The 14,609-nt window shown below is 67.0% G+C and carries 10 protein-coding genes; 6 read left to right on the top strand and 4 right to left on the bottom strand.

Annotated elements, in window-relative coordinates; translation table 11 throughout:
- Nucleotide 1 precedes the first annotated feature (1 nt).
- The 3 genes from ACQY78_RS27045 to ACQY78_RS27055 all read left to right on the top strand — a co-directional run bounded on the left by ACQY78_RS27045 (nt 2) and on the right by ACQY78_RS27055 (nt 3,605).
- Nucleotides 2-904: a cation diffusion facilitator family transporter gene (locus ACQY78_RS27045; protein ID WP_428681129.1), complete on the top strand. Its 903-nt coding sequence runs from the start codon at nt 2-4 to the stop codon at nt 902-904.
- A gap of 114 nt (nt 905-1,018) precedes the next feature.
- Nucleotides 1,019-2,509, top strand: a complete 1,491-nt coding sequence (locus ACQY78_RS27050) for an AAA family ATPase (protein WP_428681131.1) — start codon at nt 1,019-1,021, stop codon at nt 2,507-2,509.
- A 118-nt stretch (nt 2,510-2,627) separates the two neighbouring features.
- Nucleotides 2,628-3,605 carry a hypothetical protein gene (locus ACQY78_RS27055; RefSeq protein ID WP_428681133.1) on the top strand — a complete coding sequence of 326 codons (978 nt, stop codon included), beginning with the start codon at nt 2,628-2,630 and terminating at the stop codon, nt 3,603-3,605.
- Between the two features lie 366 nt (nt 3,606-3,971).
- Here ACQY78_RS27055 and uvrA read toward each other — a convergent pair whose 3' ends face one another.
- Both uvrA and ACQY78_RS27065 read right to left on the bottom strand, forming a co-directional pair.
- Nucleotides 3,972-6,860, bottom strand: coding sequence for an excinuclease ABC subunit UvrA (uvrA, locus tag ACQY78_RS27060; protein WP_428681135.1), 2,889 nt, complete (start codon nt 6,858-6,860; stop codon nt 3,972-3,974).
- Nucleotides 6,861-6,935: 75 nt separating this feature from the next.
- On the bottom strand, nt 6,936-8,180 hold the full coding sequence (locus ACQY78_RS27065) for an MFS transporter (protein ID WP_428681137.1): 1,245 nt from the start codon (nt 8,178-8,180) through the stop codon (nt 6,936-6,938).
- A gap of 178 nt (nt 8,181-8,358) precedes the next feature.
- On the opposite strand from ACQY78_RS27065, the gene ssb reads away from it, so the two are divergent.
- Together ssb and ACQY78_RS27075 are read left to right on the top strand one after the other, a co-directional pair.
- A complete protein-coding gene (gene ssb / locus ACQY78_RS27070) occupies nt 8,359-8,871 on the top strand; it encodes a single-stranded DNA-binding protein (RefSeq protein ID WP_428681139.1) in 513 nt (170 codons plus the stop codon).
- Nucleotides 8,872-8,874: 3 nt separating this feature from the next.
- Nucleotides 8,875-10,485, top strand: coding sequence for a DUF4166 domain-containing protein (locus ACQY78_RS27075; protein WP_428681141.1), 1,611 nt, complete (start codon nt 8,875-8,877; stop codon nt 10,483-10,485).
- Here the strand turns inward: ACQY78_RS27075 and ACQY78_RS27080 are convergent.
- Both ACQY78_RS27080 and ACQY78_RS27085 read right to left on the bottom strand, forming a co-directional pair.
- Nucleotides 10,472-10,903 (bottom strand): thiol-disulfide oxidoreductase DCC family protein, encoded by a 432-nt coding sequence (locus ACQY78_RS27080; RefSeq protein ID WP_428681143.1) that lies wholly within the window; start codon nt 10,901-10,903, stop codon nt 10,472-10,474. The two genes, ACQY78_RS27075 and ACQY78_RS27080, sit on opposite strands and share 14 nt — an antisense overlap.
- Nucleotides 10,900-11,505, bottom strand: coding sequence for an HAD family hydrolase (locus tag ACQY78_RS27085; protein WP_428686521.1), 606 nt, complete (start codon nt 11,503-11,505; stop codon nt 10,900-10,902). Before ACQY78_RS27085 ends, ACQY78_RS27080 begins: the two co-directional genes overlap by 4 nt.
- Nucleotides 11,506-11,718: 213 nt before the next feature.
- On the opposite strand from ACQY78_RS27085, the gene gyrA reads away from it, so the two are divergent.
- Complete coding sequence (gene gyrA / locus ACQY78_RS27090) at nt 11,719-14,574, top strand: DNA gyrase subunit A (RefSeq protein WP_428681145.1); 2,856 nt, start codon at nt 11,719-11,721, stop codon at nt 14,572-14,574.
- Nucleotides 14,575-14,609 lie beyond the last annotated feature (35 nt).

Here is a 14,609-nt window from a genome sequence, read left to right on the forward strand (position 1 = left end):
GATGGCGATGGAGCCCCAACGGCTGATGCGACTGGCGACCGTCGCTTCGATGTCGACGGCGCTCATCCTGATCGTCGCCAAGTTCCTGGCCTGGCGGCTCACCGATTCGGTGAGCATGCTGTCCTCGCTGGTCGATACGTCGCTCGATCTCGTCAGCTCGATGGTGACCTTCTTCGCAGTGCGGCAGTCGCTCGTGCCGGCAGACGACAATCATCGGTTCGGTCACGGCAAGGCCGAGGGGCTGGCGGGACTCATCCAGGCCGGGTTCATTGCCGCCTCGGGGTGTGCGCTCCTGGTCGCGATCGTCGAGCGACTGGGCAATCCCCGGCAGGTTCGCGAGGAAGGGATCGGCCTTGCCGTCAGCGCGGTGGCGATCGGGCTGACCCTGTGCCTCGTCACGTTCCAGAAGTACGTCGTGCGGCGCAGCGGGTCGCTCGCCATCAGTGCCGACATGGCCCACTACAACACCGATCTCGTGGCGACCCTGGTCACCGGCGCGGGCGTCTTCCTGTCGGGCCTGCTGGACCAGCCGCTGATCGACAGCGGTGTCGCGGCCCTCGTGGCGCTCTACCTGATGCATGGCGCGTGGACGGTGGGCCGTGAATCGCTGAACGTGCTGATGGACCACGAGCTGCCGGCCGAGGACAGCCGGAAGATCGAGGCGATCGCGCGGGCGCATCCCGGCGTGAAGGACGCGCACGATCTGAAGACCCGGTCGAGCGGGCTCACCAAGTTTATCCAGCTCCATATCGAGGTCGATCGCGACCTCTCGGTCGTGCTGGGACACGCGATCGGCCTCGAGGTGCAGGCCGAGATTGCGAGGGCCTTTCCCGGGGCGGAGATCATCATCCACGTCGATCCGTCTTCGTTGAATGCGAAAGGTCCTTCGCTGCGCTCGGGATGACAGCGGTTTTTGCATGAACGCACTGCGTCCGTTCCGGCAAAATTGTCTTCCTGAGCGCAGCGAAGGACCTTTGATCCGACACCCCAACCCATAAACGTCCCTTTCCAGGAACCCATGACCATGCGTCCTTCCTTCATCGTCGAGGACCAGTCCGAGACGGTTGCCTTCCTCGAGGCCGAGCTGAAGCCGGAGCGGAAGATCGACACGCACGGCGCCGTCGTCTTCCTGTGCCGGGAGCGCGCCTACAAGCTGAAGCGGGCCGTGAAGTTCCCCTACATGGACTTCTCGACCGAGGCCCGGCGCGCCGCGATGTGCGCCGCCGAGATCGACGTCAACCGGCGCTCCGCCCCGGAAATCTATCTTGGCATCGCCCCGGTGATGCGGCGCGACGGCAAGCTGGCGCTGGGCGAGGTCGGTGAAACCTCCGGACAAGCTGTCGACTGGCTGGTCGTGATGCGGCGCTTCGACGAGGAGGGGCTGCTCGACCGCATGGCGGCGCGCGGCGCGCTGACGCCGGAGCTCATGGCGGCGCTCGGCGGCCGCGTGGCACAGTTCCATGACGGGTTGCCGGCCATCGCCTCGGGTTTCTGTTCGCCCGACGATTACCGTCATTCGGTGGCGGCCGATGTCCGCCAGATGCGCGAGGCGGGGGACCGGCTCGATCCACCGACCAGCGAGGCGCTGGCCGAGGCGATGCCGGGGTCGCTCGAGCCTTTCGTGGATCTCGTGGCGCGCCGCGTCGCGGCCGGCGCGATCCGGCGCTGCCATGGCGATCTGCACCTGCGCAACATCGTGACCCTGAACGGCCAGCCCGTGCCGTTCGACGCGATCGAATTCTCCGACAAGATCGCCAATATCGACGTGCTCTACGACCTTGCCTTCGCGCTTATGGACCTGGCGCGGCAGGGGCTGGGGGCGTTGGCCAACCGGCTGCTGAACGAATGGCTGTGGCGGGTCGGCGAGGTCGAGGGCGCCTCGCATGAGGAGGCGCTGGCGTTGCTGCCGATGTTCCTCGCGCGCCGCGCCGCGATCCGCGCCTATGTCGATTCGGCGGTCACGGCCGTCAGCGGCGCCGACAATGCGCCGGCGCGCGCCTACCAGAAAGCGGCGCTGGCCTTCCTGCAGCCCGCGCCGCCGCGCCTGGTCGCGATCGGCGGCCTGTCGGGCAGTGGCAAGACCACGCTGGCGCTGAAGCTCGCCCCGGAGATCGGCCGCACGCCAGGCGCCGTCGTGGTCCGGACCGATGTCGAGCGCAAGCGACAGGCGGGCGTGCCTCTGGAAGATCGCATGCCGGCGGGGAGCTATTCGCCGGAGGCGTCCGCTCGAATTTATGCCGCGTGCCTCGCGCGCGCCGGGCGCGTGCTGCGGGCGGGGCACAGCGTCGTGTTCGATGCCGTTTTCGCCCGGGCCGACGAACGGGGCGCGGCCGAGGCGCTGGCGCGCATGGTCGGCGTGCCGTTCCAGGGCATCTGGCTCGATGTCCCCAAGGACGTGGCGCAGCAGCGCGTGACGGACCGCAAGGGCGACGCTTCCGACGCCACGGCAACGGTGGTCGAGCGCCAGTTCGCCTACGATTTGGGACGAATCGACTGGGAACGTCGCTGACCTCGGCTTGACGGAAATCCCATGAGTGAGCAATCACTCAATTATAAAATCGGCGAAGGCTATCGATGTGTCGGACGGCGCGGCCTCCGGTCATGTGCGCCAGCGGGAGGCCGAAGCCTTGGCCGTTCGCGACGCCTGCCTCGGCTGGCTGCCGCTCGGGGGATTGCTGGCCAGGCTCGCCGACCCGATCGTGCGCGCCTGGATGAAGCGGGCAGGGACCGCCTACGCCGCCGAGATCGACATCGTCGCCCGCACCCTGAGGAAACCAGGCATCTGGCTCCTGCACGGCGCCTACCTCTTCGGCTGCACCGCGCTGGCCGACGACACCGCGCAGGGGCCGCGTCTCCGTCGCACGCTCGACTGGCCGTTTCCCGGTCTCGGCCGCCTCGTCGAGGTGAGGCGCCAGCACGGCGCGGCCGGCGGATTTCTGAACGTCACCTGGCCGGGCTTCGTCGGCGTGCTGACCGCGGTGGCCCCGGCGCGCTTCGCCGCCTCGATCAACCAGGCGCCGATGCGCCGGCGTTGGCGGACACCGGTGTTGCTGTGGCTCGACTATGTGCTGAACGCGCTGGGCGGCCTGCCGGGCAGCGGGCGCCTGCCGCCCGAACATCTGCTTCGCCACGTCTTCGAGACCTGCACGAGCTTCGACGACGCGCGCCGCCAGCTCGAGACCTCGCCGGTCGCACGACCCGTCCTGTTCCTGCTGGTCGGCACCCGGCCCGGCGAGCGCATCGTGATCGAACGCAAGGAGACCAGCGCACGGACCTATCGCGACGACACCGCCTTCGCCAACGACTGGCGCGAACGCCATCCGGAGTGGCGGCCCCGCGCCTGCGGTGACGGCGAGCCGGTCGAGAACAATATCCGCCGCCGCAGCGCGCTCGCCGCGTGGACCGGGCGTGACGCGGCCGATCTGGAGTGGGTGGCCGCGCCGGTATTGAACGCCTGCACGCGCCTCTCGGTCGAGATGTGCCCCGCGACGGGCCAGCTGACCGTCGCGGGCTGGGAAGCCGACGAACGAGGCAGCGCCGCCTGCGTCACCGCGATCTCGACCTTCCAGCAGGCCGCTCAAATAAACCGGCGTCCTGGCCAATAAACGAAACAACCGAAATAAACGAAATAAATGAACCGGATGTCGCACCCCCTCCCCCAAATCAAGCTTCGTGTTGGGGGTTGAGGGAGGCAGGAAGCAGCGCGGGGCTCCTGCTCACCCTTCGAGACGCTCACTGCGTTCGCTCCTCAGAGGCTGGCCGGAAATGAATGCAGCTAAAACAAGAGGCTATGAACAGCCCCGTTGACCTCACCCTGAGGAGCATCGCGCAGCGATGCGTCTCGAAGGGTGGGAACGCGCACCGTGCCTGTGGCCCATCCTTCGAGACGCCGCGCAAGGCGCGGCTCCTCAGGATGAGGTAAGTGTGGGAGGCTCGGATCGATTCAATCTCGCCCGGAAGGGCTCCGGCTCCTAAGCGCGCTTCTTTGCCGTCGAACTGCGCGGCAGCAGGCGGGCGAGGTACTGGCCCGTATAACTCTCGGGCACCTTCACGATCGCCTCGGGCGGGCCCTCGGCGACGAGGCGGCCGCCGCCGGATCCTCCGTCGGGGCCCATGTCGAGGACCCAGTCGGCGGTCTTGATGACTTCGAGATTGTGCTCGATCACCAGCACCGTATTGCCGGTCTCGACCAGGCGATGCAGCACTTCCAGCAGCTTGCGCACGTCCTCGAAGTGGAGACCGGTGGTCGGCTCGTCGAGGATGTAGAGCGTGCGGCCGGTGGCGCGGCGCGACAGTTCCTTCGCGAGCTTGACCCGCTGCGCCTCGCCGCCCGACAGGGTCGTTGCCTGCTGGCCGATATGGATGTAGCCGAGGCCGACCTGCTGGAGCGTCAGCAGCTTGTCGCGGATGACCGGCACCGCCTTGAAGAACTCGCAGCCCTCGTCGACCGTCATGTCGAGCACGTCGGCGATCGACTTGCCGCGGAAGATGATCTCCAGCGTCTCGCGGTTGTAGCGTTTGCCCTTGCAGACGTCGCACTCGACGTAGACGTCGGGCAGGAAGTGCATCTCGATCTTGATGACGCCGTCGCCCTGGCAGGCCTCGCAGCGGCCGCCCTTCACGTTGAAGGAGAAGCGGCCGGGCTTGTAGCCGCGCTCGGTCGATTCCGGCAGTTGCGAGAACCAGTCGCGGATCGGCGAGAAGGCACCGGTATAGGTCGCCGGATTCGAGCGCGGAGTACGGCCGATCGGCGACTGGTCGATGTCGACGATCTTGTCGAGATGATTGACGCCCTCGAGCCCGGCGTGGGCGCCGGCATGCTCGCGCGCCTTGTTCAGCTGCTTGGCCAGCGCCTTGTAGAGCGTCTCGACGATCAGGGTGCTCTTGCCGCTGCCCGACACGCCGGTGACGCAGGTGAAGGTGCCGAGCGGGATGCTGGCCGTCACGTTCTGGAGATTGTTCTCCTTGGCGCCCTTCAAGGTCAGCCAGCGGCCGTTCTTCGGCGGCGGCTCGCGCCGCACCTTCGGAATGGGGACCTGGCGGAAGCCGGAGAGATACTGGCCGGTAAGGCTCGCGCTGTTGCGCATCACCTCCTCGGGCGTGCCTTGGGCGACGACGCTGCCGCCGAGCGCGCCGGCGCCGGGGCCCATGTCGACGAGATAGTCGGCCGAACGGATGGCGTCCTCGTCATGCTCGACCACCAGCACCGTGTTCCCGAGGTCACGCAGGCGCGTCAGCGTCTTCAGCAGGCGGTCGTTGTCGCGCTGGTGCAGGCCGATCGACGGCTCGTCGAGCACATAGAGCACGCCGGTCAGGCCGGAGCCGATCTGGGAGGCGAGGCGGATGCGCTGGCTCTCGCCGCCGGACAGCGTGCCCGACGTGCGGTTGAGAGTCAGGTAGGACAGGCCGACATTGTCGAGGAAGCCCAGCCGCTCGTTGATCTCCTTCAGGATGCGGGCGGCGATCTCGCGCTGCTTGGCCGTGAGCTTGGGATCGAGCGCCAGGAACCACTTCACCGCCTCGCCGATCGAGAACTCGGTGGTCTGGCTGATGTTGAGGCCGGCGATCTTGACAGCGAGCGCCTCGGGCTTGAGGCGGGCGCCGTTGCAGACCTCGCACTTGCTCTCGTGCTGGAAGCGCTCCAGCTCCTCGCGCACCCACGAGGAGTCGGTCTCCCGCCAGCGGCGGTCGAGATTGGGGATCACGCCCTCGAACGGCTTGGTCGTCTGATACTGGCGGATGCCGTCGTCGTAACGCATGGCGACCGACTCGCTGCCGCTGCCGTACAGGATCGTGTCGCGCACCTTCTTCGGCAGGTCGCGCCACGGCACCGAGGTCTTGACCTTGAAGTGCTTGGCGAGGCTCTCGAGCGTCTGCATGTAATACTGGCCCGACGAATCGGCCCACGGCGCCACCGCACCTTCGGAGAGCGAGAGCCGGTCGTCCGGCACCACCATCTCCGGATCGAAGAACATCTTCACACCCAGGCCATCGCAGGCCGGACAGGCACCCTGTGGTGCGTTGAAGGAGAAGAGGCGCGGCTCGATCTCCTCGATGGTGAAACCTGAGACCGGACAGGCGAAGCGGGCGGAGAAGACCGTGCGCTCGCCATTGTCGGCGTTCTCGGCGATGGCCAGGCCCTCGGCGAGGGTAAGCGCCGTCTCGAGCGAATCGGCGAGGCGGTTGCCGAGATCGGGCTTCACGACGATTCGGTCCACCACCACGTCGATGTCGTGCTTGAACTTCTTGTCGAGCGCGGGCGCCTCGGCGATCTCGTAAAGCTTGCCGTCGACCTTGACCCTCTGGAAGCCCTTGCGCTGCAGGTCCTGCAGTTCCTTCCGGTACTCGCCCTTTCGACCGCGCACGATCGGCGCCATCAGATAGAGGCGCGTGCCCTCGGGCATCGTCTTGATGCGGTCGACCATCTGCGAGACGGTCTGGCTCTCGATCGGCAGTCCGGTCGCCGGTGAGTAGGGCACACCGACGCGCGCGAACAGCAGGCGCAGATAGTCGTAGATCTCGGTGACGGTGCCGACCGTCGAGCGCGGATTGCGCGAGGTCGTCTTCTGCTCGATCGAGATCGCGGGCGAGAGGCCTTCGATCGAATCGACGTCCGGCTTCTGCATCAGCTCGAGGAACTGGCGGGCATAGGCCGAGAGACTTTCGACGTAGCGACGCTGGCCCTCGGCGTAGATCGTGTCGAAGGCGAGCGACGACTTGCCCGAGCCGGAGAGGCCGGTGATCACCACCAGCCTGTCGCGTGGCAGGTCGACGTCGACGTTCTTGAGATTATGCTCGCGCGCCCCCCGTACGGAGATGAAGCGATGCGGCTCGGCAGCGGGTAAGCGGGACTTGGCCATCAGGACCGGAACCATAAGGTATGCGCGGGATCAGCGCATATGGCGATTATCCCACAGCTCCGCCAGTGCCCTGCGTCAAGCTGGCGATGCTTGCGCTGCCAGCACCCGAGCGGTCGGCCGGTCGTTCATCAGAAGCTGCGCGGTACCCGCGATCAGCCCGATCAGGACGCCGATCTTCCAGGCGAGGTCGTAGGAGCCCATCAGATCGAAGAGATAGCCGCCGCCCCAGGCGCCGAGGAAGGATCCGGCCTGGTGGCTGAGGAAGGCGATGCCGGTCAGGGTCGACAGGAAGCGCAGGCCGAAGATCTGCACTACCAGCCCGTTGACCAGCGGAATGACCCCCAGCCAGAGCGTGCCCATGGCGGCACCGAACAGCACAACCGAGAGCGGCGTCGGCGGGAACAGGAAGAACAGCGCCACCGCCAGCGAGCGCAGCAGGTAGATCGTCCCCAGCAGCAGGCGCTTGGGGTATTTGTCACCCAGCCAACCGAACAGCCATGAGCTCAGGATGTTGAAGCCGCCGATCAGCATCAGCGCCACGGCGCTGTAGGACGGGTCCATGCCGCACTGGGCGAGATAGGTCGGCAGGTGGGTGGTGATGAAGACGAGCTGCAGCCCGCAGACGAAGAAGGCGAGCGCCATCACGACATAGCCGGTGTGGCGCCGCGCCTCGTCGAGCGCGCCCGCCAGGGTGAGGTTGCGATCGGTCGACAGGGTGTTGGGCAGCTTGTCGGCGCGGCTGCCGATCCAGGCGGCCGGCAGCATGGCCAGCGCCAGGATGACGAAGGCCCAGACCGCCGCGCGCCAGCCGTCGGTATTGAGAAGGTAGGCCGCGATCGGCGCCGTCACCATGGTGCCGACAGAGCCGGCAGCCGAGACGATACCGAAGGCCAATGTCCGGCGCCCCGGTTCGACGACGCGGGCGGCGATATTGGCGGTGATACCCGAGGTCGTGCAGGCCAGCGCCACGCCGATCAGGACGCCGGCGCCCAGGATGATGGGCAGGGCGGCCTGCGCCGTGGCGGTCAGCCAGATCCCGAGGATGTACAGGGCGCTGCCGATCATTGCGACCCAGCGCGTCCCGTATTTGTCGGCGAAGAAGCCGGCAACCGGCTGGCTCAGGCCCCAGGCGACCTGCTGCACGGAGATCGCCAGGGCGAAGTCCGAGATCGCGATTCCCAGTTCCTTGGAGGCCGGCGCCTGGAACAGGCCGAGATTCTGCCGGATGCCCATTGCCAGGGTCATCATCAGGGCCGCGCCGCCCAGCATGGCGTAGGCTTGGCCGGTCGAAACCTGGGGAACGTGGAAGGATTTGCTCATGGCCGGGGAAGATACGGGAGAGTTTGTTGCCGGAACCAATGAATTGTCGGAGGGCGCTCATGAGCAGACCTAACTTCACAACCGAAGTTAGGTGTTTCCCACAGGCTCCCGGAGCTAGGTTGCCCGCCGTGAGGTAGGTGCCGCGTCCTGCGGTGCCGGGAAAGCCAAGGAGGCCCCCATGGCGGGCAGCGTCAACAAAGTCATTCTGGTCGGCAATCTCGGCCGCGACCCCGAAGTGAAGTCCATGCAGGACGGCCGTTCGCTGGTGAACATGTCGGTGGCGACGTCGGAGACCTGGCGCGACCGCAACAGCGGCGAGCGCAAGGAACGCACCGAGTGGCACCGCGTCGTGATCTTCAACGACAAGCTGGCCGAAGTGGCCCAGAAGTTCCTGAAGAAGGGCGCCAAGATCTATCTCGAAGGCCAGCTCACCACCCGCAAGTGGACCGACCAGAGCGGCCAGGAACGCTACACGACCGAAGTGGTCATTCCGCGTTTCGGCGGCTCGCTCACCATGCTCGACGGCCGCAGCGGCGGCGGTGAGGGCGGCGGGGGCGGCGGCATGGACGACGATTTCGGCGGCGGCGGCATGTCCGGCGGCGGCGGGATGCCGAGCGGCGGTGGTGGTGGCGGGGGCGGCCGCGCTGCACCGCGCGGCAAGGCCGAGCTCGACGACGACATTCCGTTCTAGGCCATGCGGACGCTCGTCCTTGGCGGGACGGGCGTCTTTGGCGGCAGGCTATGCCGCCTGCTGGCGGACGATCCTCTCATCGATCTCACGATCGGCGCGCGCGATCGCGCGCAGGGCGAGGCGATGGCCGCAGAATTGGGCGTGGCCGGCCTCGCGCTCGATTGGCGGCGCGACCTCGATCGCCTGCTTGCCTTGCGGCGTTTCGACGTTCTGATCCATGTGGCTGGGCCCTTCCAAGGCCAGGACTATGCGGTCGCGGAAGCCTGCATCCGTCACGGCGTCCACTATCTCGACCTTTCGGACGATCGCGCCTTCGTCTGCGGCATCGACTGCCTGGACGCGGCGGCGAGAGCTGCGGGCGTGTTCGTTTGTTCGGGAGCAAGCACGGCGCCTGCACTCACCGGCGCCGTCCTGGAGCAGGCGTTGCAGGAGGGTATGACCGTCGACCGCGTGTCGTTCGGCATCGTGCCGGGAAATGACGCGCCGCGCGGCCGCGCCCTGATCGAGGCCATCCTGTCGGGTGCGGGGAAGCCCATTCCTGATCAGCCGGGCCGGCATGTCTGGGGCAGCCTTCGCCGTTTCGCCGTGCCCGGCTTGGGCCGGCGTTGGGCGGCTTCGTGCGACCTGCCCGAGCCGGCCCTGTTTCGTCAGCGTTTCGGCGTCGCCAAGACCTATGCCGGCGCGGGTCTGGAACTCTCGGTCCTGCATCTCGGCCTCTGGCTGCTGGCCATCCCCGTCAGGCTCGGGGTGCTTCGCTCGCTGCAACCGGCGGCGACGCCGTTGGCCTGGATCGCCGACCGCCTGCGCGCCTTCGGCACCGACAGAGGCGGGCTGCGCATCGATCTCGAGGGCGCGGGTGGTTCGCGCACTTGGGCCCTGGTGGCGGAGGCCGGCGATGGTCCTTTCGTGCCGGCGACGCCTGCGGCAGCGCTGGTTCGCAAGCTGGCGCGCGGCGAAGTCTCCCAGCGGGGCGCCATGCCCTGTATCGGCCTCCTGTCTCTGGCCGAGATCGAGGCCGAGTGGGTGCGGGCGCATCTGCGCATCGCATCGGGATGGGGCGAGGACGGCGCGTCGTTCCGGCCCTCGCTCTATCGCCGCGTCCTGGGCCGTGCCTACTGTGCGATGTCCGGTGCCGGGCAAGTCCTTCATGACGGCGGCGTCGTGAGGTGGAGCGGGCGGTGCATGGTCGAGGGGCCGACCAGCCTCGCCGGACGGGTCGTGGCTCGACTGTTCGCCTTGCCGCCCGAGGCGGAAGATGCCCCCATCGAGGTCGACTTCGTCGTACAGGGCGGGCGCGAGACCTGGATCCGGCGGGTCGGTGGCCGCACCATGCGTTCACAGCAAGATATCGGGCTGCGTCGACCCATGGGCTGGATCGTCGAGCGGTTCGGGCCGTTCGCCTTCGATCTCAGGCTGGCCGTGAAAGGCGGCCGGCTCGAACTGGTGATGCTGGGGATGCGTTTCGCGGGCGTGCCGCTGCCGTCCTTCTGCTGGCCCCTCATCAAGGCGGTTGAGACCGAGGATGAGGAGGGGCGTTTCCGGTTCGATGTCGAGATCGGCCTGCCCTGGATCGGCCGGCTGGTCCGCTATCGCGGCTTCCTCACAGGTCGATGAAGCGGTCCCGCGTCTGCGGCGACGGCACCAGGCAGGAATCGAGTCGGCCGAACCAGCGGATCCGGTTGCGTGCGACGACGTCGTAGATCGGGTCCCGCAGGATCTTCGGGAGCAGGATCATCGGGTAGAGAAAGCGTGCGGGGCCTCTCAGATGGCGCAACGCCCGCAACGCGGCGGTCGAGCGTGTGTGGACCTGGCCGTCCTCCAGCAGCAAGATCGTGTGGTCCAGCGTGTCATGGGGCAGGTCGAGGGCGGCGAGGACCCGCTTGCCAAGGGCCGACTGTGCGCTGGCGAACCTGAGGCGCCCGTCGGCATCGCGCTTCAGGCAGAAGGCGACGAAGCGGCTGCACAGGACGCATTGGCCATCGAAGAAGTAGAGCGGCTGCGGCAGTTCCGCCAGAGCCGGAGGTATCTTCATGCCGGAAGGCCGAGGGCCCGCAGTTCGGCAATCGTCTCTTCTGCCGAGCGGTGATGGATGGCGCTCATGCCGGTGGCCCGGGCCCCCTCCACATTCGCCACCACGTCGTCGATGAACACCGCATCCTGTGGACTGAAACCGCCGGTGTCGCAGGCAAGCCGGTAGATGGCGGCGTCGGGTTTCCAGCAGCGGACGTTGCCGGAGACGATGAAGTCGCGGAAGCGACCGACGAAGGGGTGTTTTGTCTTTGCCGGTCCGCGCAGCCACGCGTCGAGGAAGCCGGGCGCGTTGGACAACAGGTAGAGCGGCACGCCGGCGTCGCCTAGGCGCTCGACAAGGGCGGCCATCGCCGGGAAGGCGTGGTCGAGCATCTCGTCGAAACGGTCGTAATAGGCCGAAATCAGCGCCTCCTTGCCCGGATGACGCGCCTGCAGCTCGCGCGTGGCGGTGGCGGGATCGCCATCATAGTCCTGCCGCATGTGCCATTCGCGGGTGGTCACGTTGGCCAGGAATGCCTCCATCTCCGCCTTCTGCGGGATCAGCTTCCGGTAGAGGTGTCGCGGATTGTAGTCGATCAGCACGCCGCCCATGTCGAAGACCACGACGGAGGTGCGGGACGGGGCATTTTCTGGGGGCAATTCTCGGCCTTTCCGCGAGGTATTTTCGGTGCGAATTTAGTCAATAATATCAAAGCATTAAAGGGCAGTTCTTCGGGCGATTTTTGTTGGTCTTCCGGGGCATGTTTGGTAGGTTGCGAAATACCCCTGCCGGAGTCTCCGGACGGGCTGCAAGAACGAGAAAAATCCCAGGTCTCCGTGAGCGACGATACGACACTGCCGCCGGCGCCGCCGCCGCCCTCCGACGCGCCTCCGCCCCCGTCATCTCCGCACGATATCGCCCCGATCACGATCGAAGAGGAGATGCGCCGCTCCTACCTCGATTACGCCATGAGCGTGATCGTGTCGCGCGCTCTTCCCGATGCGCGCGACGGCCTGAAGCCCGTGCAGCGCCGCATCCTCTACGCGATGAAGGAGGGCGGCTACGACTCGACGCGGCCCTTCCGCAAGTCGGCGCGCATCGTCGGCGACGTGATGGGCAAATATCACCCGCACGGCGACAGCGCGATCTACGACGCCATGGTGCGCATGGCGCAGGACTTCTCGATGCGCCTGCCGCTGATCTCGGGGCAGGGCAACTTCGGCTCGATGGACGGCGATCCGCCGGCGGCGATGCGCTATACCGAGGCGCGTCTGGCCAGCGTCTCCGAGACGCTGCTTGAGGACATCAACAAGGACACGGTCGAGTTCCAGCCGAACTACGACGAGCGCGAGAGCGAGCCGACGGTGTTGCCGGCGGCCTATCCGAACCTGCTGGCCAACGGCGCCGGTGGAATCGCGGTCGGCATGGCGACAAACATTCCGCCGCACAATCTCGGCGAACTGATCGATGCCTGCCTGGCGCTGATCGCCAATCCGGAGCTGACCGTGCCGCAGCTCACGGAATACGTGCCGGGTCCGGATTTTCCGACCGGCGGCATCATCCTCGGCCGCAACGGCATCCGGGCTGCTTTCGAGCTAGGCCGCGGCTCGATGATCATGCGGGCCAAGACCAACATCGAGGCGAAGTCCGGAGGCCGCGAGTCGATCGTCGTCACCGAGATACCTTACCAGGAAAACAAGGCCCGGCTGCACGAGCGCATCGCTGAGGTGGTGCGCGACAAGAAGGTCGAGGGCATCTCCGAGATTCGCGATGAGAGCGACAGGGATGGCGTGCGGCTGGTGATCGACCTGAAGCGCGATGCCATGTCCGATATCGTGCTCAACCAGCTCTATCGCTTCACGCCGCTGCAGACGAGCTTCAGCGTCAACGCCCTGGCGCTTGACGGCGGCCGTCCGAAGCTGATGAGCCTCAAGGAGCTGCTCGAGGCTTTCATCCGGTTCCGGGCCGAGGTGATCACCCGGCGCACGCGCTTCGAGCTCAACCATGCGCGCGACCGCGCCCATGTGCTGGTCGGTCTCGCGATCGCCGTCGCCAATATCGACGAAGTGATCGAGATGATCCGTCGCTCGCCCGACCCGAACGTGGCGCGCGAGCGGTTGATGGCCAAGGACTGGCCGGCTGCCGATGTGAAGCCGTTGATCGACCTGATTGCCGAGCCCGGCCGCGAAGTGTCGACCGAGGGAACCTACCGTCTGTCCGAGGTGCAGGCCCGCGCGATCCTCGAACTGCGCCTGCAGCGCCTGACCGGCCTGGAACGCGACAAGATCGCCGAGGAGTTGACCGAGGTCGCGAAGCTGATCGAGGGCTATCTCGAGCTGCTGGGCGATCGCGGCAAGCTGTTCGCGCTGATGGGCGAGGAGCTCCGCGAGATCAAGGAGAAGTACGCCACGCCGCGGCGGACCCAGATCGTCGACAACGAGTTCGAGCAGGACATCGAGGACCTGATCCAGCGCGAGGACATGGCCGTCACGGTGACCCATGGCGGCTATGTGAAGCGAGTGCCGGTGTCGGCCTATCGCGCGCAGCGCCGAGGCGGCAAGGGCCGCTCGGGCATGGCCACACGCGAGGACGATTTCGTGTCGAGCCTGTTCGTGGCCAACACGCACACGCCGGTACTGTTCTTCTCCAGTCGCGGCATCGTCTACAAGCTCAAGGTCTGGCGCCTGCCACTGGGCGCGCCGCAGGCGCGCGGCAAGGCGTTCGTGAACCTGCTGCCGCTCGGCGAGGGCGAAACCATCAGCGCCGTCATGCCGATGCCCGAGGACGAATCGAGCTGGGCGAAGCTGAACGTCATGTTCGCGACGGCGCGCGGCGGCGTGCGTCGCAACGAGCTCAGCGATTTCACCAGCGTCAACCAGGGCGGCAAGATCGCCATGAAGTTCGAGGGGGAAGACGCGGGCGATCGGCTGATCGGCGTAAGCGTCTGCTCCGAGGAGCAGGACGTTCTGCTGGCGACGCGCCAGGGCCGCTCGATGCGCTTCCCGGTCTCCACCGTGCGCGTATTCGCCAGCCGCAACTCGACCGGCGTGCGCGGCATCGCGCTGGCCGAGGGCGACGAGGTGATCTCGATGTCGCTGGTCGACGGCGGCAAGGGAATCCCCACCGAGGACCGCGACGCTTACCTGCGCCAGTCGCGCGCGCTGCGTCAGGCGGAGAACGCGGTGGACTCCGGCGAGCCGGTCGCGGAAGCGGCAGAGGAGGAGGCGGTCGCGGGCGAGGAGGCATCTTCGACGACCTACACCCTGTCGCCCGAGCGTTTTGCGGAGTTGCAGGCCAAGGAGGAGTTCGTCCTCACGGTGGCCTCGTCTGGCTTCGGCAAGCGCACCTCGGCCTACGAGTATCGGGTGACCGGTCGCGGCGGCAAGGGCGTGGAACTGATGAGTCTCGCCAAGGGTGGCGAGATCGTCGCGGCACTGCCGGTGCTCAACACCGACGAGATCATGCTGGTGACAGATGCCGGCACGCTGATCCGTTGTCCGGTGGATGGAATCCGCATCGCGGGGCGGGCGACGCGCGGCGTGCGCATCGTCAACGTGAGCGAGGGCGAGCGCGTCGTGACGGCTGTGCGGATCGGCGACGACGATGCCGGCAACGTCGGAAATGGCGACATCCAGGCGGAGCCGGGTACGGGAACAGAGCAGGACTCCAGTTCCGAAACAAACGGTGGATAAGGATCGGTCGTGTCGCTAAGACTTCGCCGTCGCAG

Source organism: Reyranella sp. (assembly GCF_965279625.1).
Taxonomy (GTDB): Bacteria; Pseudomonadota; Alphaproteobacteria; order Reyranellales; family Reyranellaceae; genus Reyranella.

Coding starts and splice junctions, on each gene's coding strand:
- ACQY78_RS27045 (WP_428681129.1), top strand. CDS start 2: ATGGCGATGGAGCCCCAACGGCTGATGCGACTGGCGACCGTCGCTTCG.
- ACQY78_RS27050 (WP_428681131.1), top strand. CDS start 1,019: ATGACCATGCGTCCTTCCTTCATCGTCGAGGACCAGTCCGAGACGGTT.
- uvrA (WP_428681135.1), bottom strand. CDS start 6,860: ATGGCCAAGTCCCGCTTACCCGCTGCCGAGCCGCATCGCTTCATCTCC.
- ACQY78_RS27065 (WP_428681137.1), bottom strand. CDS start 8,180: ATGAGCAAATCCTTCCACGTTCCCCAGGTTTCGACCGGCCAAGCCTAC.
- ssb (WP_428681139.1), top strand. CDS start 8,359: ATGGCGGGCAGCGTCAACAAAGTCATTCTGGTCGGCAATCTCGGCCGC.
- ACQY78_RS27075 (WP_428681141.1), top strand. CDS start 8,875: ATGCGGACGCTCGTCCTTGGCGGGACGGGCGTCTTTGGCGGCAGGCTA.
- ACQY78_RS27080 (WP_428681143.1), bottom strand. CDS start 10,903: ATGAAGATACCTCCGGCTCTGGCGGAACTGCCGCAGCCGCTCTACTTC.